The 23095-nt window shown below is 72.3% G+C and carries 18 protein-coding genes and 2 tRNA genes; 9 read left to right on the top strand and 11 right to left on the bottom strand.

Annotated features, from left to right (window positions below; genetic code table 11):
- Positions 1-70: 70 nt before the first annotated feature.
- The 8 genes from melA to pepN all read right to left on the bottom strand — a co-directional run bounded on the left by melA (position 71) and on the right by pepN (position 14465).
- Complete coding sequence (melA, locus tag ACZ37P_RS09530) at positions 71-1426, bottom strand: alpha-glucosidase/alpha-galactosidase (RefSeq protein WP_355345756.1); 1356 nt, start codon at positions 1424-1426, stop codon at positions 71-73.
- Positions 1423-2448, bottom strand: coding sequence for a carbohydrate kinase family protein (locus tag ACZ37P_RS09525; RefSeq protein WP_467345804.1), 1026 nt, complete (start codon positions 2446-2448; stop codon positions 1423-1425). Before ACZ37P_RS09525 ends, melA begins: the two co-directional genes overlap by 4 nt.
- 120 nt (positions 2449-2568) lie before the next feature.
- A complete protein-coding gene (locus tag ACZ37P_RS09520) occupies positions 2569-3474 on the bottom strand; it encodes a carbohydrate ABC transporter permease (RefSeq protein WP_467345802.1) in 906 nt (301 codons plus the stop codon).
- A complete protein-coding gene (locus ACZ37P_RS09515) occupies positions 3471-4487 on the bottom strand; it encodes a carbohydrate ABC transporter permease (protein WP_355345765.1) in 1017 nt (338 codons plus the stop codon). The genes ACZ37P_RS09520 and ACZ37P_RS09515 overlap by 4 nt, the downstream gene beginning before the upstream one ends.
- A gap of 8 nt (positions 4488-4495) precedes the next feature.
- A complete protein-coding gene (locus ACZ37P_RS09510) occupies positions 4496-5878 on the bottom strand; it encodes an ABC transporter substrate-binding protein (protein ID WP_401310835.1) in 1383 nt (460 codons plus the stop codon).
- Positions 5879-6103: 225 nt separating this feature from the next.
- Entirely contained in the window at positions 6104-9439 is a 3336-nt protein-coding gene (locus ACZ37P_RS09505; RefSeq protein ID WP_391047636.1) for a S8 family serine peptidase, read from the bottom strand.
- Between the two features lie 202 nt (positions 9440-9641).
- Positions 9642-10802: a hypothetical protein gene (locus ACZ37P_RS09500; RefSeq protein ID WP_467345800.1), complete on the bottom strand. Its 1161-nt coding sequence runs from the start codon at positions 10800-10802 to the stop codon at positions 9642-9644.
- Between the two features lie 1074 nt (positions 10803-11876).
- Positions 11877-14465 carry an aminopeptidase N gene (pepN, locus tag ACZ37P_RS09495; RefSeq protein ID WP_467345798.1) on the bottom strand — a complete coding sequence of 863 codons (2589 nt, stop codon included), beginning with the start codon at positions 14463-14465 and terminating at the stop codon, positions 11877-11879.
- 242 nt (positions 14466-14707) lie between these two features.
- On the opposite strand from pepN, the gene ACZ37P_RS09490 reads away from it, so the two are divergent.
- The 5 genes from ACZ37P_RS09490 to ACZ37P_RS09470 all read left to right on the top strand — a co-directional run bounded on the left by ACZ37P_RS09490 (position 14708) and on the right by ACZ37P_RS09470 (position 17992).
- Positions 14708-15373 (top strand): DsbA family oxidoreductase, encoded by a 666-nt coding sequence (locus tag ACZ37P_RS09490; RefSeq protein ID WP_355349500.1) that lies wholly within the window; start codon positions 14708-14710, stop codon positions 15371-15373.
- Between the two features lie 37 nt (positions 15374-15410).
- Entirely contained in the window at positions 15411-15800 is a 390-nt protein-coding gene (locus ACZ37P_RS09485) for a VOC family protein (RefSeq protein WP_355349503.1), read from the top strand.
- A 243-nt stretch (positions 15801-16043) separates the two neighbouring features.
- A complete protein-coding gene (locus tag ACZ37P_RS09480; RefSeq protein WP_355349506.1) occupies positions 16044-16628 on the top strand; it encodes a biotin transporter BioY in 585 nt (194 codons plus the stop codon).
- A gap of 42 nt (positions 16629-16670) precedes the next feature.
- Entirely contained in the window at positions 16671-17159 is a 489-nt protein-coding gene (locus ACZ37P_RS09475) for a ribose-5-phosphate isomerase (protein WP_391160362.1), read from the top strand.
- A gap of 8 nt (positions 17160-17167) precedes the next feature.
- Positions 17168-17992 (top strand): Fpg/Nei family DNA glycosylase, encoded by an 825-nt coding sequence (locus tag ACZ37P_RS09470; protein ID WP_467345796.1) that lies wholly within the window; start codon positions 17168-17170, stop codon positions 17990-17992.
- 6 nt (positions 17993-17998) lie between these two features.
- On the opposite strand, the gene ACZ37P_RS09465 is transcribed toward ACZ37P_RS09470, so the two are convergent.
- On the bottom strand, positions 17999-19228 hold the full coding sequence (locus ACZ37P_RS09465) for a GNAT family N-acetyltransferase (protein WP_401304564.1): 1230 nt from the start codon (positions 19226-19228) through the stop codon (positions 17999-18001).
- A 117-nt stretch (positions 19229-19345) separates the two neighbouring features.
- Between ACZ37P_RS09465 and ACZ37P_RS09460 the strand changes: the two genes are divergently transcribed.
- Positions 19346-20491 (top strand): PP2C family protein-serine/threonine phosphatase, encoded by a 1146-nt coding sequence (locus ACZ37P_RS09460; RefSeq protein ID WP_355349518.1) that lies wholly within the window; start codon positions 19346-19348, stop codon positions 20489-20491.
- 134 nt (positions 20492-20625) lie between these two features.
- Positions 20626-20820 (top strand): hypothetical protein, encoded by a 195-nt coding sequence (locus ACZ37P_RS09455; RefSeq protein WP_093715861.1) that lies wholly within the window; start codon positions 20626-20628, stop codon positions 20818-20820.
- Here ACZ37P_RS09455 and ACZ37P_RS09450 read toward each other — a convergent pair.
- Positions 20785-21867, bottom strand: a complete 1083-nt coding sequence (locus ACZ37P_RS09450; RefSeq protein ID WP_355349521.1) for an asparaginase — start codon at positions 21865-21867, stop codon at positions 20785-20787. The genes ACZ37P_RS09455 and ACZ37P_RS09450 overlap by 36 nt on opposite strands.
- Before the next feature lie 193 nt (positions 21868-22060).
- On the opposite strand from ACZ37P_RS09450, the gene ACZ37P_RS09445 reads away from it, so the two are divergent.
- Positions 22061-22513 carry an Lrp/AsnC family transcriptional regulator gene (locus ACZ37P_RS09445; RefSeq protein WP_355349524.1) on the top strand — a complete coding sequence of 151 codons (453 nt, stop codon included), beginning with the start codon at positions 22061-22063 and terminating at the stop codon, positions 22511-22513.
- A 156-nt stretch (positions 22514-22669) separates the two neighbouring features.
- Here the strand turns inward: ACZ37P_RS09445 and ACZ37P_RS09440 are convergent.
- A tRNA-Gly gene (locus ACZ37P_RS09440) sits at positions 22670-22743 on the bottom strand.
- Positions 22744-22863: 120 nt separating this feature from the next.
- Here ACZ37P_RS09440 and ACZ37P_RS09435 point away from each other — a divergent pair.
- Positions 22864-22940 (top strand) — tRNA-Pro (locus ACZ37P_RS09435).
- Positions 22941-23095 lie beyond the last annotated feature (155 nt).

Below are 23095 nucleotides of genomic sequence, written 5' to 3'. Positions count from 1 at the left end.
AGCCGAGCCGAGTGGAGCCGGGCCGCGTCGGGCCGACTCAGCCCACCGGCCCGGCGCGCGGCCCGCCGCCTCACGTGCCCAGGACGGCTCGCAACTCCGGCTGGAGCGCGTCACCGTGGGCGCGCACCATGTCGTCGCACAGCTCCCAGATCCGTTCGACGGGGAGCGAGGCGGCCGTCGCCGGGTCGGTCATGGCGGCGTGCCGGATGTGGCGGGGGTCGCCCTCGATCGCGGCGCGGACGACGAGGTCGGTGGTGCTGAGGTAGGTGCGGTTCAGCGCGGCGCACTGCGGCGGCAGCGCGCCGATCCGGGTGGGCTGGACGCCCAACGCGTCGACCAGGCACGGCACTTCGACCGTACCGGCGGCCGGGAGGTCGTCGATGAGGCCGTGGTTGGGCACATTGCCGTAGATGGTGCGCGGGGTGCCGGTGGTGATGCTGTGGATCACCTGCGGCGCGTACTCCATCGTGCCCTCGACCGGCAGCGGGAGTCCGGCGGCGAGCGCGGCGCGGGTCTTCTCGTACGCGGCGACGTTCTCGTCCACGATGCCGAGGTACGCGCCGACGGGCAGCCGCAGCCGCTCGATCTCGCTGTCGTGGTGCAGGTACCAGGGCACGTACTCGGAGGAGTGCTCGCTGGTCTCGGTCGGGTAGTAGCCGAGCCGCCGGTACATGTCGACGCGGACCCTGCGGCGCAGTTGCGGGTCCTGCGCGATGAGCGCGTCGAGCCGCGGGTAGACGTCCTCGCCCTGGTACTCGAAGCGCAGCACCCACGCCTGGTGGTTGACGCCCGCCGCGTGGTAGGTGACCTCTTCCAGCGGGATGCGCAGCAGTTCCGCGAGGTCGTGCATCGTCCAGTACACCGAGTGGCACAGGCCGACGACCCGGGTCAGTCCGGTGGCCTCGGCGAGGTACTGCACGTTCATCGCCATCGGGTTGGTGTAGTTGAGCAGCCAGGCGTCGGGGCAGACCTCCGCGATGTCCCGGCCGAGTTCCCGCAGGACGGGGAAGGTGCGCAGCGCGCGGAAGATGCCGCCGACGCCGAGGGTGTCGCCGATGGTCTGGCGCAGGCCGTGGCGGGCGGGGACGTCGAAGTCGGTGCGGGTCGCCTCGCCCATGCCGACCTGGATGATGTTGATGACGAAGTCGGCGCCTTCCAGGGCCGCGCGGCGCTCGGCGTGCGCGGTGATCAGCGGCGCCGCGCCGCGCTCGGCCGCGATGTGCCGTGCGGCCCCGTCGGCGGTGGCCAGCCGCTCGGCGTCGATGTCGTGCAGCGCGATGTGCACGTCCTTGAGCTCGGGGAAGGCGAAGAGGTCGGCGAGCAGGCCCTGGGTGAAGACGACGCTTCCGGCACCGATGAAGGCGATCTTGGTCGTACGGGTGGCGCCGCTGGTCGTCGTGCGGGGTGTGGTGCTGGCTGTGCTCATGACGGGTTCTTTCCGTTGCGGGTGGTGGCGGCGCGGGAGGCGCCGAGCGCCTCGTCCCAGGTGGGTTGGGCGGTGGTGCCGCCGTGCGCTCGGGTGGACAGGGCGCCGCAGGCGGCGGCCAGGGCGAGGGCGGCTGCCAGGGGCAGGCCCGCCAGGGTGGCGGCGACGAAGCCGGCGTCGAAGCTGTCGCCCGCGCCGACGGTGTCGAGCGGCCGTACGGGGACGGCGGGGGCGCGCAGCGGGCCGCGGCCGTCGTGGGCCAGGGCGCCGTCCGCGCCGTTCTTCACCACCACCAGCGGACCGCGCGCGGCGAGCAGGGCCGCGGCCCGCTCGACGTCGGCGGGCTCGGGGTCCCCCGCCGGGATCTTCCCGTGCGCCTCGGGGTCACCGGACGCGGTCTCCCCGCCGGCCGCCAGGGCGCACGCCTCCCTGGCGTTCGGCAGCAGGATGTCGGTGACGGGGAGCAGCGCGGCGATTCCGGCCGGGTCCCAGTCGCCCGCCGGGTCGTCGTTGGTGTCGAGCGAGGTGGTGGCGCCGTGCGCGCGGGCGGTGCGGAAGAGGTCGGGCAGCGCGGTCGCGAGTCCCGGCAGCAGGAAGTACGAGGCGGCGTGCACATGGCGGCTGTGCGCGAGCAGCGCCTGGGGCACGTCGGCGCCGACGGTGGCCGTGAGGGTGCCGGGCGCGGTGAGGATGGCACGGTCGTCGCCGCGGGTGAGCACGGTGGTCAGCGGCGTCGGCAGGTCCGGGTCCACCCGCAGCGCCGCGGTGTCGACGCCGCGCTCGGCCAGGGCGGTACGGACGTACCGGCCGGTGTCGTCGTCGCCGATCCGGCCGGCGATGGCGACCTTCAGGCCGAGCCGGGCGGCGCCGCACGCCATGATCGCGGCGGAGCCGCCGAGGGTCAGCAGGCCGGTGGGGACGAGCTGTTCGCGCTGGCCGAAGGCGAGCGGGGCGTCCAGCGGCCCCAGGACGATGTCGGGATTGGCGTCCCCGATGACGAGCAGGTCGAACGTGTCCGGCATGAGCTGGCTTTCTGTGGTGGTGGGGCGGAAGTCCGGCGGCGGGAGTCCGGGCGGTGTCCCGTCATCCCTTCGGGCGACGGAGCGGGTCCGTCCGTCCTCGGGCGACGGGGCGGTGTCCCGTCAGCCCTTCAGGCCGCTGGAGGTGATCGACTGGATGAACTGCTTCTGCGCCGCGAGGAAGGCGAGCAGCACCGGCAGGACGGTCAGGACGTTGCCCGCCATCACCGCGGACCAGCGGGTGTGGTGCAGGCCCTGGAAGGTGGTCAGGCCGAGTTGCAGCGTGTACTGCGTGTCGTGGTTGATGGCGATCAGCGGCCAGGTCAGGTCGTTCCAGGTGCCGAGGAAGGTCAGCACCGCGACCGTGCTCAGCGCGGGCCGCGACAGCGGCAGCACGATGAGCAGCAGTACGCGCAGCCGTGAGCAGCCGTCGATCCACGCGGCCTCCTCCAGCTCCCTGGGCAGCGAGAGGAAGAACTGCCGCAGCAGGAAGACCGCGAAGGGCGTGACCAGCGACGGCACGATGAGCGCGCCGAGGGTGTCGATCAGGCCGAGCCGCTTCATCACCAGGAAGGTCGGGATCATGGTGAGCTGGAACGGGATCGCCATGGTGGCCAGCATCAGCACCAGCAGGGTGCGCGAGCCGGCGAACCGCATCCGGGCGAAGGCGTATCCGCCGAGCGCGCCGAAGACGAGGTTGGAGACGACCGCGACGACGGAGACGATCAGCGAGTTGGCGAACCAGCGCGGGAACAGCGCGTTGCCGAGCACGTAGCGGTAGCCGCCGAGGTCGATGTGGGAGGGCCACAGCGCGGGCGGGAAGCGGTTGATCTCGGCGTTGCTCATCACCGAGCTGACCAGCAGCCAGATCAGCGGGACCGCGAAGAGCAGGGCGAGCGGGGCGAGCAGCAGGTGCCAGCCGCTGAAGGGCAGCCGCGACCGCCGGGGGCGGGGCGCGCTCGGCCGCGGGGCGTCGGCGTTCCCGGCGCCGGGCGGCGCCGCGTCGGGCAGGGCTGAGGTGACGGTCATCGCGGGGCTCCTTCGAGGCGTACGGGCTCGCGGCGGCGCAGGGCCCGCGTGCCGACCGCGATCACCAGCAGGGCGAGCGCGAGCACGTAGGCGGCGGCTGCCCCGTAACCGGCGGTGAAGTTCTTGAACGCCTGCTCCCAGATGAAGTAGACGATCACGGTGGTGGAGCCGAGCGGTCCGCCCTTGGTGGTGACGTAGACGAGGTCGAAGACCTGGAGGGAGTTGATGGTCTGCCACAGCAGCAGGAAGACGTTGACCGGGGTGAGCGTCGGCAGCACAACGTGGCGCAGCAGTTGGCGGCGTCCCGCCCCGTCGAGTCTGGCGGCCTCGATGAGGGACTGCGGCACGTCCTGGAGCGCGGCGAGGTAGACCACGACGCAGAAGCCGGTGCCGCTCCACAGGGAGATCGCGACGAGGACGAGGAGGGCCTGCGACGGATCGGTGAGGAACCCCTGCGGGGAGACGCCGATGGAGTGCAGTACGGAGTTGGCGGCGCCGAACTGCGGGTCGAGGATGAAGGAGAACAGCACGCCCTGGGCGGTGGCCGAGATGACGAACGGTACGAAGATCAGGGTGCGGTAGACGCCGACGAGCCGGATGCGCCGGTTGAGCGCGAGGGCGAGCGCCAGGCCCAGCAGCATGCTCAGCGGGACGTACAGCGCGGTGTACTCCAGGGTGTTGCGCACCGCCTGGCTGAAGTGCGGGTCCTTGGACAGGGCCCGGTAGTTGGCCAGGCCCACCCAGCGGCTGGGGGTGACCAGGTCGTCCGCGCGGAAGGACAGCAGCAGCGACCAGACCACGGGGACGACGCTGAGGCCGAGGATGACCACGATCGAGGGCGCGATGAAGGTCCACGCGGTCGCGGACTCGCCGCGCAGCCTGCGGCGCCGGGCGCGCAGTTGCTGTGCGTGCTCGCGGTCGCGGTCCTGGTCGGACAGGGTGAGCGGGGCGGGGCGGCGCTGCGCGGGGCCCGGCCTGTGCCGGGGCAGCAGCCGCGGCGTGGTTCTCGACATGGGTCTCCTCAACGCGGGATGAGCAGTGCGGCGTTGGCTTCGTGCGCACAGTCGCGCAGTGCCTTGGCGGGGGTGCTGCGCCCGAGCAGCACCGCGGTGATCGCCTGGCCGAGCGCCTCGGAGATCTGCGGGTAGGCGGGGTGGGCGGGGCGTACCCGCGCGGTCTCCAGGGCCTTGGTGAAGACCGACAGACCCTCCGTGCGGGAGCTGCGGTCCTGCCACGCGGGCAGCGCCTGGGTGCTGCGGCTGAGCGGGAGGCTGCCGGCCTGGATGTCCCATCGCACGTCCTGCGGCGGCTGGATCAGCCACTCGACGAAGGTGCGGGCGGCGGCGACGCGCGCCGAGCCGTTGTCGAAGACCGTCCAGGTGTCGGGCCCGGAGATGGTGACCTCTTTCCCGCTGTAGCTGGGCAGCGGGACGACGTGGTAGTCGATCTTGGCCTGGATGACGTCGGGCAGTTGCCAGGGGCCGGTGGGGACCATGCCCATCCGGCCGGAGAGGAAGACCTGGTACATCTGCTCGCTGCCGGGCTTGGGGTCGATGTAGACGCTCTTGTCGGAGGCGAGGGTGGCGATGGTCTCCAGGGCGCGGACGCCGGTGTCCTCGAAGCCGATGCCGTGGCCGTCGGCGGAGATGACCTCGCCGCCGAGGTCCCAGATCATCGGCCAGATCCGCCAGACGGTGTCCTCGTCGCCGACGCCCGGCCAGCCGGTGCCGAAGGTGCCGTCGGCGTGGCTGGTGAGCTTCTTCGCGGTGGCCGTGAACTCGTCCCAGGTCCAGCCGGGCTCGGGCAGCGGCACTCCGGCGCGGGCGAAGAGCTTCTTGTTGCAGACGACGGCGAGCGAGTCGATGAGCGCGGGCGCGGCGCGTACCCGCTTGTTGACGGTGACGGCCTCGCGGGCCGGGGTCCAGAAGTCGTTCCAGGGGGTGGGGCCGTGGGCCATCGTCGCCGTGAGGTCCACGACCTTGGGGCTGCGGGCGATGCTGGCCAGGTCCGAGCCGAAGATGTAGGCGATGTCGGGGTACGAGCCGGAGGCGAGCGCGGCGGTGACCTTCTGGAGCATGGCGTCGGACAGGACGCCGCCGCCGGGGTCGACCCTGATCTTCGGGTGGGTGCGGTTGAACTCGGCCACCAGTTGCTGGATCGCGGCGCGGCCGGTGTCGGTCTGGCCGTGCCACAGCTCGACGGTGACCCGGCCGTCCGCGCCCACGCCGTCGCTCTCGCCGGTGCCGCAGCCCGCGAGCAGCGCGCCCGCGGCGGCGCCGGAGAGCAGTCCTGTGCCGCGGCGCAGGACGTCACGGCGGGAGAGTCCGGTGTCCCGGCGCGGGTGCCCGGCGGGCGGCGGGTCGCCGGGGAGCGGGCTGCGGGGCAGGACGGGGCCTGCGGTCATCGGTGCCTCCAGAAGGCGGAAGTGCGAGTGCGGGTGCCGGGCGGCGGCTGGGGGGCGGGGCCGTTGCCCGTGCCGGGCGGCGGGGGCCCGGGGGGGGGGGGGGGGGGGGGGGGGGGGGGGTGGGGGGGGGGGGGGGGGGGTGGGGGGGGGGGGGGGTGGGGGTGGGGGGGGGGGGGGGGGGGGCCCCACCCCCCCCCCCCCCCCACCCCCCGAAGGACAACTCCGTTACGGCGTCGTCTTCGTGATGATCACGCTGCCCTTGCCCGCGACCGAGCCGCGCGCGTTGAGCAGTTGCACCTCACCGAAGAACTTGCGTCCCTCGGGCGCCGCGGCCGAGGCCAGGAGCGAGGCCGAGACCTTGGCGGAGGCGCCGTGCGGCAGGTTGACGGTGGTGGTGTCGTCCACCGTGACCGTACCGAGGGCGTCGGAGAAGTAGACGTCCTCGTAGTCGTAGGTGGTCGTCCCCGCCGGTACGGCGTAGGCGTCCACCTCGAAGGTGTACGTGCCCGCGGGCGGGTTGGCCAGGCTGACCCGCTCGTCGGAGCCGCCGCTGGCGGACTGCGCGACGAGCACCCCGTCCCGGTAGACGTACAGGTCGAGGTCGGCGGCCGTGTCGGACGTCCCGCCGATCGACACGTCGAGCCGGGAGGCGCCGGGGCCGAGCGTCAAGGTGGTGGTCTGCGTGTCACCGTCGGCGATCGTCGGCTTGGCGGTGAACGCCGAGCCGAGCGGGCCGCCCTTGAGCTTGCCCTGGATCGGGGCGAAGCCGTTGGTGACCGTCCAGTCGACCGGGGTCGGCGTGCCGACCTTGGCCTCGGGAACCGTCTTGACCGCCGGGTCGAAGGCCACGCCGAGCAGCGTCACCGACAGGTTGTACGGGTTGTCGAGCTGCGGCGAGGTGCGGCGCGCCTCGACCGCGATCTCCCACACGCCCGGCATCGGGTTGGCGTAGGAGCGCACGTCCGGGCGGCACTTGTTGTTGGGGTTGTCGTAGTTCGGGTAGCAGTCGATGGTCTGGGTCGAGTCCAGCGGCACACCGTACGGGTGCATCGTCAGGAACCGGGTCTGGCTGCCGGTCTTGAGCCCGTCCATGGCGACCTCCAGCGAGGTCGCGCCCGCCGGGACCTTCACGAAGTACGACCTCGTGGTGTCGCGCTCGATGCTGCCGGAGCGGGTCAGCGTGTACGACGGGCCCGCGACCGGGGTGGAGACGAGCACCGCGGCCGACATCTGCGAGTCGATGCCGCGGGTCAGCGGGTCGTCGATGTTCAGCAACGCGCTGTGCGCGCCCACCGACTTCGGCTTCGCGGTGACCTTCACGGTGACCGGCTTGTTCAGCGGCAGCAGCACCAGCGGGCTGGCCACCTTGAACGTGCCGTCGTTGTGCGCCCAGGTGAGCGTGTGCAGTTGGGCGTAGACCGGACCGCTGGTACGGGTCACGGTGACGTCGTACGTCCGCGACTGCCCGGCCTGGAGGCCGCCTTCACGGTCGTACACGCCGGTGCCGAAGCCCGGGGTGACGAGGTAGTCCTTCAGCACCGTGTTGACCGGCGCCTTGACCGTGTACGTGTTGGTCTTGCCGCCCTGCTTGAGCAGGTTCCAGGCCGGGCCGACGGCGATGAGACCGGCGCCCTGGTCGATGGTCTGCGTGCCGGGGATCGACTTGGCGGTGCTGGTCAGCGCGGTACGGAGCTGCGCGGGGCTGACCGTCAGGTGCTTGGCCTTGGCCGCGGACAGCAGCAGCGCGGAGGCTCCGGCGGCCTGCGGGGACGCCATCGAGGTGCCCTGGAGCATCGCGTAGCCGGGCGGCAGGGTGTAGCCCGCCTCCTTCACCGGCCCGCCCGGCTCCCAGGTCGGGATGGTGTTGATGGACGCGCCGGGCGCGGTGATGACCGGGGCGAGGCCGCCGTCCTCACGCGGGCCGCGCGAGGAGAAAGGCATCATCGAGTACGGAACGGTCATCTGCGAGCCGTAGTTGGCCGCCCAGGTCTCCTTGGAGATGGACGCGCCGACGCTGAGCACGTGGTCCGCGAGGCCGGGGTCGCCGATGGTGTTGACGCCGGGGCCGTCGTTGCCCGCGGAGATCACGAGCTGTATGCCGTAGGTGTCGATCAGCTCCTTGTAGAGCTGGTCGCGGGCGCTGGCACCGTCGTTGAGGGCGCCGAGACCGCCGATGGACATGTTGACCACGTCCACGTGCCGGTTGACGACCAGGTCGATCATGCCCTCGGTGAGCGCGATGCTGGTGCAGCCGCCGCTCCAGGTGCAGGCGCGCGAGGAGACGATCTTCGCGCCGGGCGCCGCGCCGTTCATCTTGCCGCCGAACAGGCTGTTGGCGGAGGTGATGCCCGCCACGTGCGTGCCGTGCTCGGACTCCACGAGGCCGAAGTTCACGAAGTCCGCGGTCTTGCCGACCCAGGTCCCGCCGTAGGGGTCCATGGGCACGTTCTTGCGGATCTCGACGGTGAACGGGATCGACTCGGAGATCGGCGTCGCCGGGTTGTCGGTGCCGAAGTGGCCGATCTGGAAACCGTCCTTGTACGGCTTCATCGCGGTGTCGTCCGTGAAGTCGCCGTTGTCGTTCAGGTCCACGCGGACCGTACCGGCGGCCGGGTCGTACAGCACGCCCCACTTGTCGGTGGTGTCGCCGTCGCGGTTCAGGTCGCCGTTCATGTCGCCGCCGATGGTGGCGGATTCGGCGAACGTGCTGAAGTAGTAGTTCCCCGCGGGCGCCTTCCAGGTGCGTCCCGAGGAGGTGAAGGCCGGGCCGGAGACCGCGGTCACCATCGGGCGCCAGGTGGCGTCGCCGTCGAGGATCGGGTCGGTCGCGGTGATCCAGTCGACGATCTTGCGCTCACCGGTGGTGGTCTTCTGGAGCGCCGGGTGGCCGATGTCCACACCCGAGTCCAGGATGCCGATGGTCACGCCGCGGCCGTCGTACTTCGGGTTGTCCTTGACGAAGTCGACCGCGCCGGTCTCGAACGCCGGCTGGTACGGGTTCTTGGCCGGGGTGTCCTTGCCGGGACCGGGGTACGTCGTGGCCGACGCCTTCCCGTTCTTGGCCGCCGCCGCGGTGGTGTCCGCCGCCGGGGTCGGGTCGTCGAGCTTGATCTCCTGCTTGAGGTCGATCGCGATGACCGAGGACAGCTTCTGCGCCGCCGCGATGGCCTGGTCCGCCTTGCCGGTCGGCACGGTGGCCCGCACATAGCCGATCTTGTCGTACCGCAGACCCACGCTGGCGCCCTGCGCGTCCAGCTTGTCGGCGACCTGGCCGGTGCTGCCGGGCTTGGTGGCGACCATGAAGGTGACGTTCTTGTCGCCGTCCGCCTTGGCCTTGGCCAGCAGCGAGGCGTCCGCGGACCCGAGTTTGTCCGCGGCTCCGCCCTTGTCGGCGGCGCCCTTGTCCGGCGAGCCGGGGCCGGGCGCGGGGGTGGAGGAGGGCGAGGCGGGCGCGTCCGCGATCGCAAGCGCGGGCCCGGCGGCCGACAGCGCGGCAACCAGACCCGCGGCCAGCGCGATACGGGCCGCGCGTCTCTTGCCGGGAATGTGAGCGAGTGGCATGGGCATCCCTGTTCGGACCGAGGTGGTCTGTTCGGAAAACGGAGCCGGTCGATCGCTCACATTGCTGGAATTGACTCCCCTTTGGGGAGTGTTGACCGTCCAATGGTCTGGGCATGACGTGTTTCCGCCAACCGCCATCAGGACGAATACGGTACGGGTCGGGGTAAATCACCGGGACCCCGCTTCCTCGTGTGACGGGTGGTCACCTCGGGGTGACCACCACATACGCGGCGGGTGTCCGGTCGGCGGACGCCATCAGCGCGGTCCTGACGATCGCCGCCTGCTGCTCGGCGGAGTCCCTCAGCTTGGCCGGAGTGAGGTGGATGACGGTGATGCCCAGCGCCTCCAGACGCTCCCGCTCACGGGCGTAGCGCGACCACACGGCGTCGTCCTCGGCGTTCTCGAAACCGTGCTCGAAGGCCCGGTCGAAGAGCTGGTCGAAGGCGCCGCCGGGACCGTACGTGCCGCCCGGTCCGTACGCGTCGCCGTCCCCGTACGCGTCCGTCGCGTATACGTCGTCGTGGCCGTCCTCGCCCGCCGCCGTGCCCGGCCGTACGGTGCGCGCGTCGATCTCCACCGCCACCGCGTGCTCCGGCCAGTACGCGTCGACCCCGCCCAGCGGCGGGCCGCCCGGCAGCCGCAGGTCGACGTTCCACACCGGGTCGGGCAGTGCGTGGCGGCGCACCATCGCGATCAGCCGGTCCTCGGCGACCGACCGGCCCTCGGCGAGCAACGCGTCCAGCGCCGCCGCCACCTGCGGCCGGTCCAGCAGCCGCGCGTGCTCCAGCTCCTCCAGTACGGCGCCCGCGTCGCAGTGCCCGCCGCGCACCGCCTCGGTCAGCAACCGCCGCACCGTCTCGGCGTCGTCCAGCTCCGCGACCGCGTCGGCCAGGGCGCGCGGCACCGGCGCGCAGGGCAGTCCGGCGACCTCCTGCGGGCGGGGCAGCGCGTTGGTCCTGCGGATCGCCACGTCGCCCGCGTCGCGCAGCCTGCGCTGCCGCGGCACCAGGACGTCGATCCGGGGCAGCCCCGGCAGCGGCGGCACCGAAGAGAAGCGGTGCAGGGCGAGGGCGGCCAGCCCGGTCACCATCGCCTCCCGGCCGCCGCCGAGCGGGCCGTGCGCTCCCGGATCGCGGCCCGCGTACAGCAGCGCCGCCTCCAGGCGCTCCGCGCTGTTCGGGGGCCCGGAGTGCAGCAGGTACACCTGCGGCAGCACCTGTTGCCACGGCCCTCCCGGGCGGCACCGCTCCGCGATCACGCCCGGTGTCACGCCGCGCTCCCTGAGCTGACGAACCGTCAAGACGCTGTGGGCGGTGCGGAGGTGGTCGGCGGTGCGGTGTGAGTGGGGGTTCTCGATGCTCATGCCGTGGTCGTTCCCGCCGCCGGCCCCGTCACTAACCGCTGTTACACGCCCGTCGACAAACCCGGACAAGCCTGGGCTAAAGTCCACGTGTTCGGATGCCGAGCTTACCTTTTCACCTATTCGGGTGACCCCCTCCGGGGGCCTGCTCTTTCCCGCCCGCCCACCCGTGCGGGTGTTTTGTCGTCTGCGGGTGCCGCTTGTGCCTGGTCGGTGCCGGGCCGGGGCACCTCCTCGAAATCCGTACCACCTGGCCTTCGCGAATCCGGCACCCGGCCGTCAACGTATTTCTGCGGGGGCACCCCGGCCCGTCCCCTCCCGGTACGTCGGCGTCCGCCTGCCGGTGGGGGTTGCCGGGGAAGGGGGTGGGTGGGCTGAGGTGCGGGGACAGCCGACGGTCCGCTGTGGTGCCGGGGCGGGGGTGGGTGGGTCCCGGTCCGTTGGCCTCCGCCTGGCCGGTGGGGGCGGCGAGGGGGTGGGCGGGCTCCATTACATCGGCGTCCGCCCGTGCGCTGTAACTGGGGGAGGTGTCCCTCCGCTGTGGGGACCGGCGGAGACCGCCTGTCTCCGCCCCGCCGGGAGGTCGGGGGGGCGCAGGGCCCGCACCCCCACTCACCGCCTTTCGCCCACCCCGCCGGGAGGTCGGGGGGCGCAGGGCCCGCACCCCCACCCACCGCGTTTCGCCCACCCCGCCGGGAGGTCGGGGGGCGCAGGGCCCGCACCCCCACTCACCGCCTTTCGCTCACCCCGCCGAGAGGTTGGCGGGGCGCAGGGCCTGGCCCCCACCCACCCCCGTCCGCCACCACACCGGACAGGCGGACGCCGACGTACCCGAGCCCACCCACCCCCCTCCCCGGCACCCCCACCGGACCGTCGGACGCCGACGTACCGGAAGGGGACGGGCCGGGGTGCCCCCGCAGAAATGCGGTGACAAGAACGGCACCGGATGAGCAAAGAGCAGGCAGCCGCATTTCGAGGAGGTGCCCCGGACCGGCACCGGCCAGGCACAAGCGGCACCCGCAGACGAAAAAGCACCCGCACGGGTGGGCGGGCGGGCAAAGACACCCCCCCGTCAGCTCACCGCAGGGACTGCGCGCGGAGCGCCCGCGCGAGGTCGTCGCGCGACTCAACGACCAAGCGCCGCAAGGCGGGCGCCGCGTCGGCGCGGGAGGAGAGCCACGCGTCGGCCGCGGTCAGCGCCTCAGGACCCTGGTGGTGCGGGAACAGACCCCGCACCACCGCCATGCCGATCTCAATCGACCGCTCGCCCCAGACGCGCTCGATCGAGGCGAAGTACGGCTCGACGTACGGCGCCGTCAACCCCCGCTGCCCCGGCTGCGCGAAGCCCGCGATGGTGGCCTCGACCAAGGCGTTGGAGAGCCGGTCGGAGTCCACGACATCGGCCCAGGCCGCCGCCTTGACCTGCGCGGAGGGCCGCGCGGCCAGGCAGCGCACCTCGTGCCGGTGACCGGAGGCGGTGTCGTCGCGGGAGCGCTCGGCCGCGACCGCCGCCGCGTCCGCGTCGCCCTCGGCGGTGAGGGTCTCGAGGAAGGTCCAGCGCAGTTCCTGGTCGACGTCGAGCCCGTCGATCTTCGCCGAGCCGTCCAACAGCCCGCGCAGCAACTGGAGATCGGCCGCCGACGAGGCCACGGAGGAGAAGAACCGCGCCCACGCCAACTGGTGGCCGCTGCCCGGCTCCGCCTGCCGCAGCTCCCGCAGCGCGCCCTCGGCGAGCGACCTGGCGGCCTCCTCGCGGTGGTCGGGTGCCACGTAGTGCGACAGCGCGGAGCGCGCCTGCTGGTGCAGCGACTGGAGCACCCCGATGTCGCTCTCGGAGCCCGCGAAGAGCAGCACGAGACCGAGGTAGTCACGGGCGGGCATCAGCCCGTCACGGGTCAGATTCCACACCGCCGACCACGCCAGCGCTCGCGCCAACGGGTCGGTGAGGTCGCCGAGATGGGCGCGGAGCGTGTCCAGCGACACCTCGTCGAAGCGGATCTTGCAGTACGTCAGGTCGTCGTCGTTGACCAGCACCAGCTCGGGCCGGTCCTGGCCGGTCAGGCCGTCCACCACGGTCACCGGACCCGACACGTCGGTCTCGACCCGCGCGTACCGTTCGAGCGCGCCGCCCGGCACCCGCCGGTACAGGCCCACCGCGACGCGGTGCGGGCGCAGTTCGGGGTGCGACTCGGCGGCGGTCTGGAGCACCGACAGCTCGGTGATCTTCCCGTCCGCGCCGTAGACCACCTGCGGGGTCAGGGAGTTGACGCCCGCCGTCTCCAGCCACGCGCGCGACCACTGCGCCATGTCGCGGCCCGAGGTCTCGGCCAGCACCGCCAGCAGGTCGGCGAGCGTGGTGTTGCCGTACGCGTGCCGCTTGAAGTACCGGCGCGCCGCCTCCAGGAAGGCGTCCCGGCCCACGTACGCCACGAGTTGCTTGAGCACCGAGGCGCCCTTGGAGTACGTGATGCCGTCGAAGTTCAGCTTCGCGTCCTGGAGGTCGCGGATGTCGGCGACCACCGGGTGCGTGGAGGGGAGTTGGTCGGCGCGGTACGCCCACGCCTTGCGCCGGTTGGCGAAGGTGATCCACCCGGCGTCGTACTGCGTGGCCTCCACCATCGCGAAGGCGCCCATGAAGTCCGCGAAGGACTCCTTCAGCCACAGGTCGTCCCACCAGCGCATGGTGACCAGGTCGCCGAACCACATGTGCGCCATCTCGTGCAGGATGACGTTGGCCCGGCCCTCGTACGACGCGCGGGTGACCTTGCCGCGGAAGACGAACTCCTCCCGGAAGGTGACACATCCGGGGTTCTCCATCGCGCCGATGTTGTACTCGGGCACGAACGCCTGGTCGTACTTCCCGAAGGGGTACGGGTAGTCGAAGTTGTCGTGGAAGAAGTCCAGGCCCTGCTTGGTGACCGTGAAGATCTCGTCCGCGTCGAAGTGCCGGGCCAGCGACCTGCGGCACAGCGCGCTCAACGGCACGTCGAGCACCGCCCGGTCCTCGAAGGTCCGCGAGTAGTGGTCGTGCTCCACGTGGTACGGGCCCGCGACGACCGCCGTGATGTACGTCGAGATCGGCTGCGTCGGCAGGAAGCGCGACACCGCGCCGCCGCCGTCGCCCTCGTACGGCACCGGCTCGCCGTCCCGCTCGCTGTTGCTCAGCACCGTCCAGCCCTCGGGCGCGGTCACCTGGAAGGTGAACGGCGCCTTCAGGTCGGGCTGTTCGAAGTTGGCGAAGACGCGGCGCGCGTCGGCGGGCTCGTACTGCGTGTACAGATAGACCTCGCCGTCCTCCGGGTCCTCGAAGCGGTGCAGCCCCTCGCCGGTCCTGCTGTACGCGCAACGCGCGTCGACCACGAGGGTGTTGCGCTCCGCGAGGTCGTCCAGCGCGATCCGGGTGCCGTCGAAGACGGCCGCCGGGTCCAGCTCCCGGCCGTTGAGCCGGACGGAGGTGACGGCCGGGGCGAGCAGGTCCGCGAAGGACGAGGCGCCGGGTCGCGAGCACCGGAAGTCGATCACGGTCGTCGACCGGAAGGTGCGGTCCCCGCCCGCGTCGGCCGGGTCCACCGCCGACCGTACGTCGAGGGCCACGTCGTAGCGCTCGACGGACAGGATCGAGGCCCGCTCACGGGCCTCCTCGCGGCTGAGGTTCTCGCCGGGCACGGGCGACTCCTTTGTCTGTTCTCACAGGCCCCGCGGGTCTGTGGGCTCATGGGCGGCCCCGGGGGTCTCCCGGGTGGTCACAGCGTCCCGCATCCTCCCACGGGGGGCGTACGGGGGAGGGGTACGGGGAATGCCGTCGCGCCGGTCGCGCGTTGTGCGACAGAGGACTCATGTCCCCGTGAGCCCACATGCCCCCCGTGCCGCCCGGCACGCCCCGGCACGATCCGTTCGAGGAGTACGCAGTGACCGCGACCGCCCCCGAGACCGACAACCGGCCAGGCAACGACAAGACCCCGGCCGACTTCTGGTTCGACCCGCTGTGCCCCTGGGCGTGGATGACCTCCCGCTGGATGCTGGAGGTCGAGAAGGTCCGCCCGGTCGAGGTGCGCTGGCACGCCATGAGCCTGGCGGTGCTCAACGAGGACAAGCTCGACACGCTTCCCGAGGAGTACGCCACCTTCCTGCGCGACGCGTGGGGCCCGATCCGGGTCGTCGTCGCCGCCCAGCAGAAGTACGGCGAGGAGTACGTGGGCCGGCTCTACACCGCCCTCGGCACCCGCTTCCACAACCAGGGCCTGCCCAAGACCCGCGAGACCCTCGTCGCCGCGCTCGAAGAGGTCGGCCTGCCCGCCGACCTCGCCGACTACGCGGACTCCGACGAGTACGACACCGAGCTGCGCGCCTCCCACAAGGAAGGCATCGACAAGGTCGGCCAGGAGGTCGGCACCCCCGTCATCGCCGTCCCCGGCGACGACGGCGAGCAGATCGCCTTCTTCGGCCCGGTCGTCACCCCCACCCCGCGCGGCGAGGAGGCCGCCAAGCTCTGGGACGGCACCTTGCTGGTCGCCTCGATCCCCGGCTTCTACGAGATCAAGCGCACCCGCACCAAGGGCCCGAGCTTCGAGTGAGCGCGGGGGACCGGGTTCGGGACGGGGTGCCGCGCCGATGGCACATCTAGGGCTGGTGGCGCTCGTCGTGCGTGACTACGACGAGGCCATCGACTTCTACACCCGCGCGCTCGGCTTCGAGCTGCGCGAGGACACGCCCCGCGCGGACGGCGGCCGGTGGGTGGTGGTCGCGCCCCGCGGCTCGTCCGAGACGGCGCTGCTGCTCGCCCGCGCGGGCAACCTCGCCCAGGCGGACCGCGTGGGCGACCAGACCGGCGGCCGGGTCGGCCTCTTCCTCACCACCGACGACTTCGACGGCGACTACAAACGGATGGTCGCCGCCGGGGTCGTCTTCGAGGAGGAGCCGCGCTACGAGCCGTACGGCGCGGTCGTGGTCTTCCAGGACCTCTACGGCAACCGGTGGGATCTGATCGAACCCCACAAGTGACGTTGACCGGCACGGCAGTCGGGGCGGGCCCGCGAGGTCCCGCCCCGACGCATGTCACGGACGTGAGATGCCTCACGCGACCTGCCGAAACTCCCCGACTCCCCGGACCGCGCCGATAACTTGACGGTGCACGGAAGTCTCCAACCGGTCGCTCGCGGCTTTGTTCCCTTCTCACGATGATCACGCTCGGCCGCTGCGTTAGCGTCACGGTGTCCCCGACCGTCCTCACCCCGCGGAGTACCGATGACCACCGCCGAATCCGTCGCCGTTTCCCGAGCCCCCGGAGCGGTCCTGGCCGACCTGCTGCCCGCCTCGCGCGTCCGCGACACCGCCCTGGTCGTCGGCGGCGCCGTGCTCACCGGCCTGGCCGCGCAGCTCTCGGTCCCGGTGCACGGCTCGCCCGTCCCGGTCACCGGCCAGACCTTCGCCGCGCTGCTGGTCGGCACCGCCCTCGGCGCCCGCCGCGGCTTCGCCGCCCTCGCCCTGTACGCCGCCGCGGGTGTCGCCGGGCTCCCCTGGTTCTCCGAGGGCGCCTCCGGCTGGTCCATGCCCAGCTTCGGCTACATCCTCGGCATGCTCCTGGCCTCCGGCGTGGTCGGCGCCCTCGCCCGCCGCGGCGGAGACCGCACCGTCGCGCGCACCGCGGGCGTCATGGTCCTCGGCTCCGCGGTGATCTACGCGATCGGCGTCCCCTACCTCGCCTGGTCCGCCCATCTGTCCGCGTCCCAGGCCGTCTCCCTCGGCCTGACCCCGTACCTCCTGGGCGACGCGCTCAAGGCCGTCCTGGCGATGGGCCTGCTCCCCGCGGCCTGGCGGCTCACCCGGTAGGGCACTCCCGCTCCGGCCCGCCGGACATGCAAAACTCATCGCATGCGCGTTTACCTCGGGTCCGATCATGCCGGTTTTGAACTCAAGAACCACCTCGTGGAGTGGCTGACCGTCCACGGCCACGAGCCCGTGGACTGCGGGCCGCACATCTACGACGCGGTGGACGACTACCCGCCGTTCTGCCTGCGGGCGGCCGAGGGCGCGGCGGGGGAGCCGGGCAGCCTCGGCATCGTGATCGGCGGGTCGGGCAACGGCGAGCAGATCGCCGCGAACAAGGTCAAGGGCGTCCGCGCGGCGCTGGCGTGGAGCGAGCAGACCGCGTCGCTGGCGCGGGAGCACAACGACGCGAACGTGCTGAGCATCGGCGGCCGGATGCACACCGAGGCGGAGGCCACGAAATTCGTGGAGATCTTCCTCACCACCCCGTACTCGCACGAGGAGCGCCACCAGCGCCGTATCGACATGCTGAGCGCGTACGAGGCCACCGGCGAGCTGCCGCCGGTCCCGGACCACCACCCCCGCCAGGGCTGACGCGGGCGATGCCGGAAGGCCACACGATCCACCGCCTGGCCGCCGACCACCGCGAGCGGTTCGGCGGCGGGGCGGTCCGGGCGAGCAGCCCGCAGGGCAAGTTCTCCGACAGCGCCGCGCTCGTCGACCGGCAGGTGCTGGACAGCGCCGAGGCCCACGGCAAGCACCTGTTCCTGGGCTTCGGCGCGACCGGCTGGGTGCACATCCACCTCGGCCTGATCGGCAAGGTCACCTTCGGCGACGGCAAGGCGCCCCCGCCGACCGACACCGTACGGCTGCGGCTGGCGAACCGCGCGCACTGGGCGGATCTGCGCGGCCCGGCCGCCTGCGAGCTGATCACCGAGCCGGAGAAGCGGGCGATACACGACCGCCTCGGCCCCGACCCGCTGCGGCCGGGCGACGACCCGGAGCGGGTGTGGCAGCGGCTGTCCCGCTCCCGGATCAGCGTCGCCGCGCTGCTGATGGACCAGAAGGTCATCGCGGGCGTCGGCAACGTCTACCGCGCCGAAGTGCTCTTCCGGCACGGCGTCGACCCGTTCCTGCCGGGGCGTGAACTGCCGCGTCAGCGGTGGGACGCGATGTGGTCCGATCTGGTGACGCTGATGCGCGAGGGCGTACGGACCAACCGGATCGACACCGTGCGCCCCGAGCACACCCCCGAGGCGATGGGCCGCCCGCCGCGCCAGGACGACCACGGCGGCGAGGTGTACGTCTACCGGCGCACCGGACAGCCCTGCCTGGTGTGCGGCACCGGGATCAGCACCCGGCCGCTCGCGGCCCGCAATCTCTTCTGGTGCCCGGTCTGCCAGCCCGCGCATCCGCTGGTGAGCTGACGGATCTCAGAAGCCGTGCGGCAGCCACGGCTCGACGTCCCCGCGGAACGCCCTGGACGCCTCCGCCAGCGCCCCCGGCCGCAGTTCACGTACCAGCCCCGCCTCCGCCTGCCCGCGCAGCGTCGGCCCGCCCAGGTAGGCCGCGCCCAACTCCTTGACGGACAGCGCCAGGTCGGCCGCGTCCGCGGTCCGCTCGCACGTCGCGCCCTTCGCGTCGCCCGACAGCCGCCAACGCCCGGCGTTCCAGGGGCAGAAGGCGTCCTCCACCTCCAGCACCACATCCACCGGGGCGGTGTACGTCCGCGCCTCCAGCGCCTCGCCGAGATTCACCAGGCGCACGTGCAGGCTGTCGCGGAAGGCCAGTTCACCGCGGCGTACGTCGGACAGGAGGTGCAGCAGCGGGTCGTCGACCGGCCGGTTGTAGAACGCCACCCGCGAGGTGAGGTCGATGGAGGACAGATAGCGCCACAGCGCCGCGTAGACCACCGGGTCCAGCGCCTCGACGTCGCTCAGCTTCACGATGTTGTCGGGACCGAAGGAACTCCACGACAGCTTCACCGAGTAGCGCGCGTAACCGCGTACCTCACCGTCCACCTCGGCCACCACGCACAGCCGCTCGCCCGCGCCGTCCCGGCTCGCCGGGGCGTCGAGGAGCGGCACCCGCTCCCAGCCGGGCCGCCTGGCCAGCATGCCGGGCCGGGTCGGCACCACCCGCGCGTAGACGGCCTCGCACGCCTCGCCCGCCGCCTCCAGCGGCACCAGCCGCAGCCGTACGTCGTCCACGCCCGGCAGGGCCCTGACGGCGGTCCTGGTCGTGTCGACGTTGCCGCGGAGCTGCAACGTGCCCGTGCCATAGCCGAACCGGCCGTAGATCGCCGGTTCCGACGCGGTCAGCACGGCGACCGGTTCGGGTCCCTCGCGCACGTCGTCGAGCTGCCTGCGCATCATCGAGGTCAGCACACCGCGGCGGCGGTGCGTCGGCTGCACGCTCACCATGGTCACGCCCGCGGCGGGCAGCGACGCCCCGCCGGGCACCGTCACACGGAACGAGAAGGCGCCCGCGGTGCCGACGATCTCCCCGCCGTCCCACACCGCCAACGACCTTTCCAGCTCGGTCAGTTCACGCCACAGCCCCCGCTCCTCCGGGGGCTCGGCCGGCCCGCCGAAAGCCCGCTCCAGGCGGCCGTAGAACTCTTCCCAGTCGTCCCGTTCCAGCACCCGCAGTTCCGTCGTCATAGGCCCTGCCTACCAGCCGCGCCGTCCGCGGGCGAACGTATTTCCGCCGTCTACGTGACAGGTCGGGGGGTATCCGCCCTGCACGGCGGGGCGAACGGTCGATAGGGTCGCCAAGACATGGCAAAGGGCGTCGCGGGCGAGGGGCTCGGGCTGCGGTGGAGCAGATGGCTGCACCGGGCCCGGCTCGGTGTGCGCAGGGCCGGGGTCGACTACTTCCGCGGCGGCGCCTCCGACTGGGTCGGCCTCACCGTACTGATCCTCACCGTCCCCGCGCTGGCGTACACCACCGTGAGCCTGCCCGTCTGGTGCCCGCCCAGCTCCCTGGTCCTGCCGATCCTCACCGGCGGCCTGCTGCTGCGCCCCTCCAGCCTGCTGCTCCTCTACGCGGCCTCCGCCGTCGCGCTGGTCGCGGAATCCGCGGCGCTCGGCCCGTACCGCGAGGGCCCGGCCCGCGTCACGCCCGGCACCGTCCTGGTGGTCACCGCGGTGGCGCTCACCGGCCTGGTCATCGCCCAGTTCAGGGCGCGGGTCGGCGTGCCCTGGCGGGGCGGCCACACCATGCTCTTCGACCTCAGGGAGCGGATCAGGGTCCAGAGCAGACTGCCGCGGCTGCCCGCGGGCTGGCACGCCGAGATGGCGCTGCGTCCGGCGGGCGGCCAGTCCTTCTCCGGCGACTTCGTGGTGGCCACCCGCGGTTCGGTCGGCGGCCGGACGCTGGAGGCCGTGCTCACCGACGTCTCCGGCAAGGGCATGGACGCCGCCTCCCGCTCGCTGCTGCTGTCCGGCGCCTTCGGCGGCCTGCTCGGCTCGCTGCCGCCGCACTCCTTCCTCACCGCGGCCAACGGCTATCTGCTCCGGCAGAATTGGGACGAGGGCTTCGCCACTTCCGTGCACCTGGTGCTCGACCTGGAGAGCGGCGACTACGAACTGCTGTCCGCCGGGCACCTCCCAGGGGTGCAACTGCACGCGGGCAGCGGCCGGTGGGAGGAGAAGGCCGCGGAGGGCCCGCTGCTCGGGGTCTACGACGGGGCCGAATTCCACGGCGTGAAGGGGACGTTGCGCTCGGGGGACGTCCTCATGCTGTTCACGGACGGCCTGGTGGAGACGCCGGACAAGGACATCTCCGAGGGCATCGACCGGCTGATCGGCGAGGCGGACCGCTTCGTGGCGACCGGATTCCGGGGCTCCGCCTGGCGGTTGATCGAAGCGGTCGCCAAGGATGTCAACGACGACCGGGCGCTACTCGTGGTGTGCAGGGACTAGCCGACGGGAATGGGACTATGGGCCTTCGGGTCCAACTGTCGTTCCCCGATGGCACCATGGGACCGGGCGGGGCGGGGGCGCGGCTCCATGCTCCCGGACCGGCGAGGCGTACCGTGAAGAGGAAGTGAACCGCTGTGGCCATCTCCCTGTCCGTAGTGCTGTTGCTGGCGATCATCCTGGTGGTCATGATCCGGGGGAAGAGCATCAAGGTGGGTCCGGCGATAGTGGCGGCCCTCTTCGGTTTCTTCCTCGCCTCCACCAACATGGCGCCGTCGGTCAACCGATTCCTGACCTCACTTGCCGACACCATCAACCAGATAAAGCTCTGACGCGGGCAGCGCCTGCGGGGCCGCCTCCAGAATCCGCCGCAACGCGGCGGTGGCGGTGCCCGTGCCGGACCGTCCGTCCTGCTCCGAGGGCAGGCGGGGGAGGTCCGAGGACGGCGACGTGAGCGAGAGCAGCGTCGCCAGCACCGCGATACGTGTCTGGCCGGGACGCAGAGTGCCCGCCAGCAGCCCGCCCGCCGCCACCAGGTCGACCGCCCCGCCGCCGGTGTAGAGCGGCGCCACCGCGCCCGCCGCGACCCGCGTGCTGACCGCGACCAGGACGCCGTCCGCCGTCGCCTTCCGTACCGCCTCCGCGACCTGCGGATTCGCGTTCCCCGCGCCCGTGCCGACCACGACGACGCCGCGCGCGCCCGCGCCCAGCGCCGCCTCGAAGAGCACGGTGTCGCCGTCGCTGTGGTGCATCAGGACGTCCACCCGCGGCGGTACGGCGCCGGGCGCGGGCAGCGGCAGCGGCTCGGGGCGCGGACGGCGGCGGCCCCACGTCACCCGGCCGAACTCGACGCGGCCCAGCGGCAGTCCGTCCGGCGCGCCGAAGGCGTGCGCGTCCACGGTGTGCTGCTTGACGGTGCCGCGGGCGGCCCAGACCTGGCCCGCGAAGACGATCACCGCGCCGATGTCGCGGCCGGTGGCCGCGGTCAGCAGCGCGTCGTACAGATTGCCCGCCGCGTCGCCGTCCTCCGCGTCCAGCGGCTTCTGCGCGCCGGTGAAGACCACCGGGCGGCGGTCGCCGTGGAAGAGGTCGAGGAAGAAGGCGGACTCCTCCAGGGTGTCGGTGCCGTGGGTGACCACCACGCCGTCCACCGCCGGATCGGCCAGCACCTCGTGCACGGCGTGCAGCAGCCGCAGCTGGTGGTCGGTGGTCAGGCGCGAGCTGTTGACGGTGAACAGGTCCACCACCCGGACCTCGACGCCCTCGGGCACCGCGCCGGCGGCGAGCACTTCCTGCCCTGCCGCCTCCGCCGCGTACCCGTCGCCCTGCCATCGGCTGGCTATGGTGCCCCCGGTGCTGATGACCACGACGTGTCGCACGATGCCTTCGCCTCCGTCTGATTGTGCGCGTCCGGTGCGTTCGCGCGGGGCTCTCCGGACGCCGCCGGATGTCCCCACTCCTCGGGGTGACACTTACCCACTCTGCACCCGGTGCAATGATATGCGCGTAGACCTGACATTTGATTGCTCGTACCGATCGGTATTCGGCCACCGAGTGGTAGGTATTGCCACCATGGACGCCATCGACAGACGAATCTTGCGCGAGCTCCAGGCCGACGGCCGGCTGAGCAACCAGGAACTGGCCCAGCGGGTCGGCCTCACGCCCTCCCCGTGCCTGCGCCGGGTGCGGCAGCTGGAGGACGACGGAGTGATCGAGACCTACCGCGCGGTCGTCGCCCCGGCCGCCGTCGGCCGCGGCTTCGAGGTCTTCGCCTCCGTCGAGGTCCGCCGCGACCGCGCCTCCGTCGCCGCCTTCGAGGCCGAGGTCCAGTCCACCCCCGACGTCGTCGAGGCCTACCGCCTCTACGGCGCCCCCGGCTGCCTCCTGCGCATCGCCGTCGCCGACTCCGACGCCTACGAGCGCTTCTGGACCGACCAGCTCATCGACCTGCCGGGCGTCAGCGACGTCAACTCCCAGATGATCATGAAGCGCATCAAGTCCCCCCAGGGCATCCCGGTCGACTAGAAGGCCGACCCGGGCCGACCCGAGCCGATCCGGGCCGCCCCGGGCCGACCCGGGCCGACCCCGGCCGACCCGGGCCGGTCCCGGCGCCGGTCGCGGCCCGGGGAAACAGAAAGCCCCCGGGCACCGGTCGAGTGGTACCGACCGGGCCGGAGGCCGTGGAGCGGGCGACGGGAATCGAACCCGCGTAGCTAGTTTGGAAGACTAGGGCTCTACCATTGAGCTACGCCCGCGGGAGTGTGATGCGCCAGTGATTGTGGCACATCGGATAGTAGCCGGTCGAACCGGTGAACCGGCGGGGGAATACCGGCTGCCCACGCGTACGGGGGCATGTACTCTACGTGTCGCACCAGCGGGGTGTGGCGCAGCTTGGTAGCGCGTCCGCTTTGGGAGCGGAAGGCCGTCGGTTCGAATCCGGCCACCCCGACCAGCGGTTCCGCGATCCCGAGGGGATTCTGGGGGCCGGGGCACGAAGGCCCGGACCGTGCGCATTGTGGTACCGGTAGGATGGGCCGCTGGCGACCGAGCGCGCGGCATGCCGTGTACTGCTTGCCGGACGAGATCACCGGACGATCCGGCGAGATC

It is taken from the genome of Streptomyces sp. NPDC024632, assembly GCF_055559175.1.
Note: the sequence above shows the minus strand (reverse complement) of the source record. Positions and strands in the feature narration are given on the sequence as shown.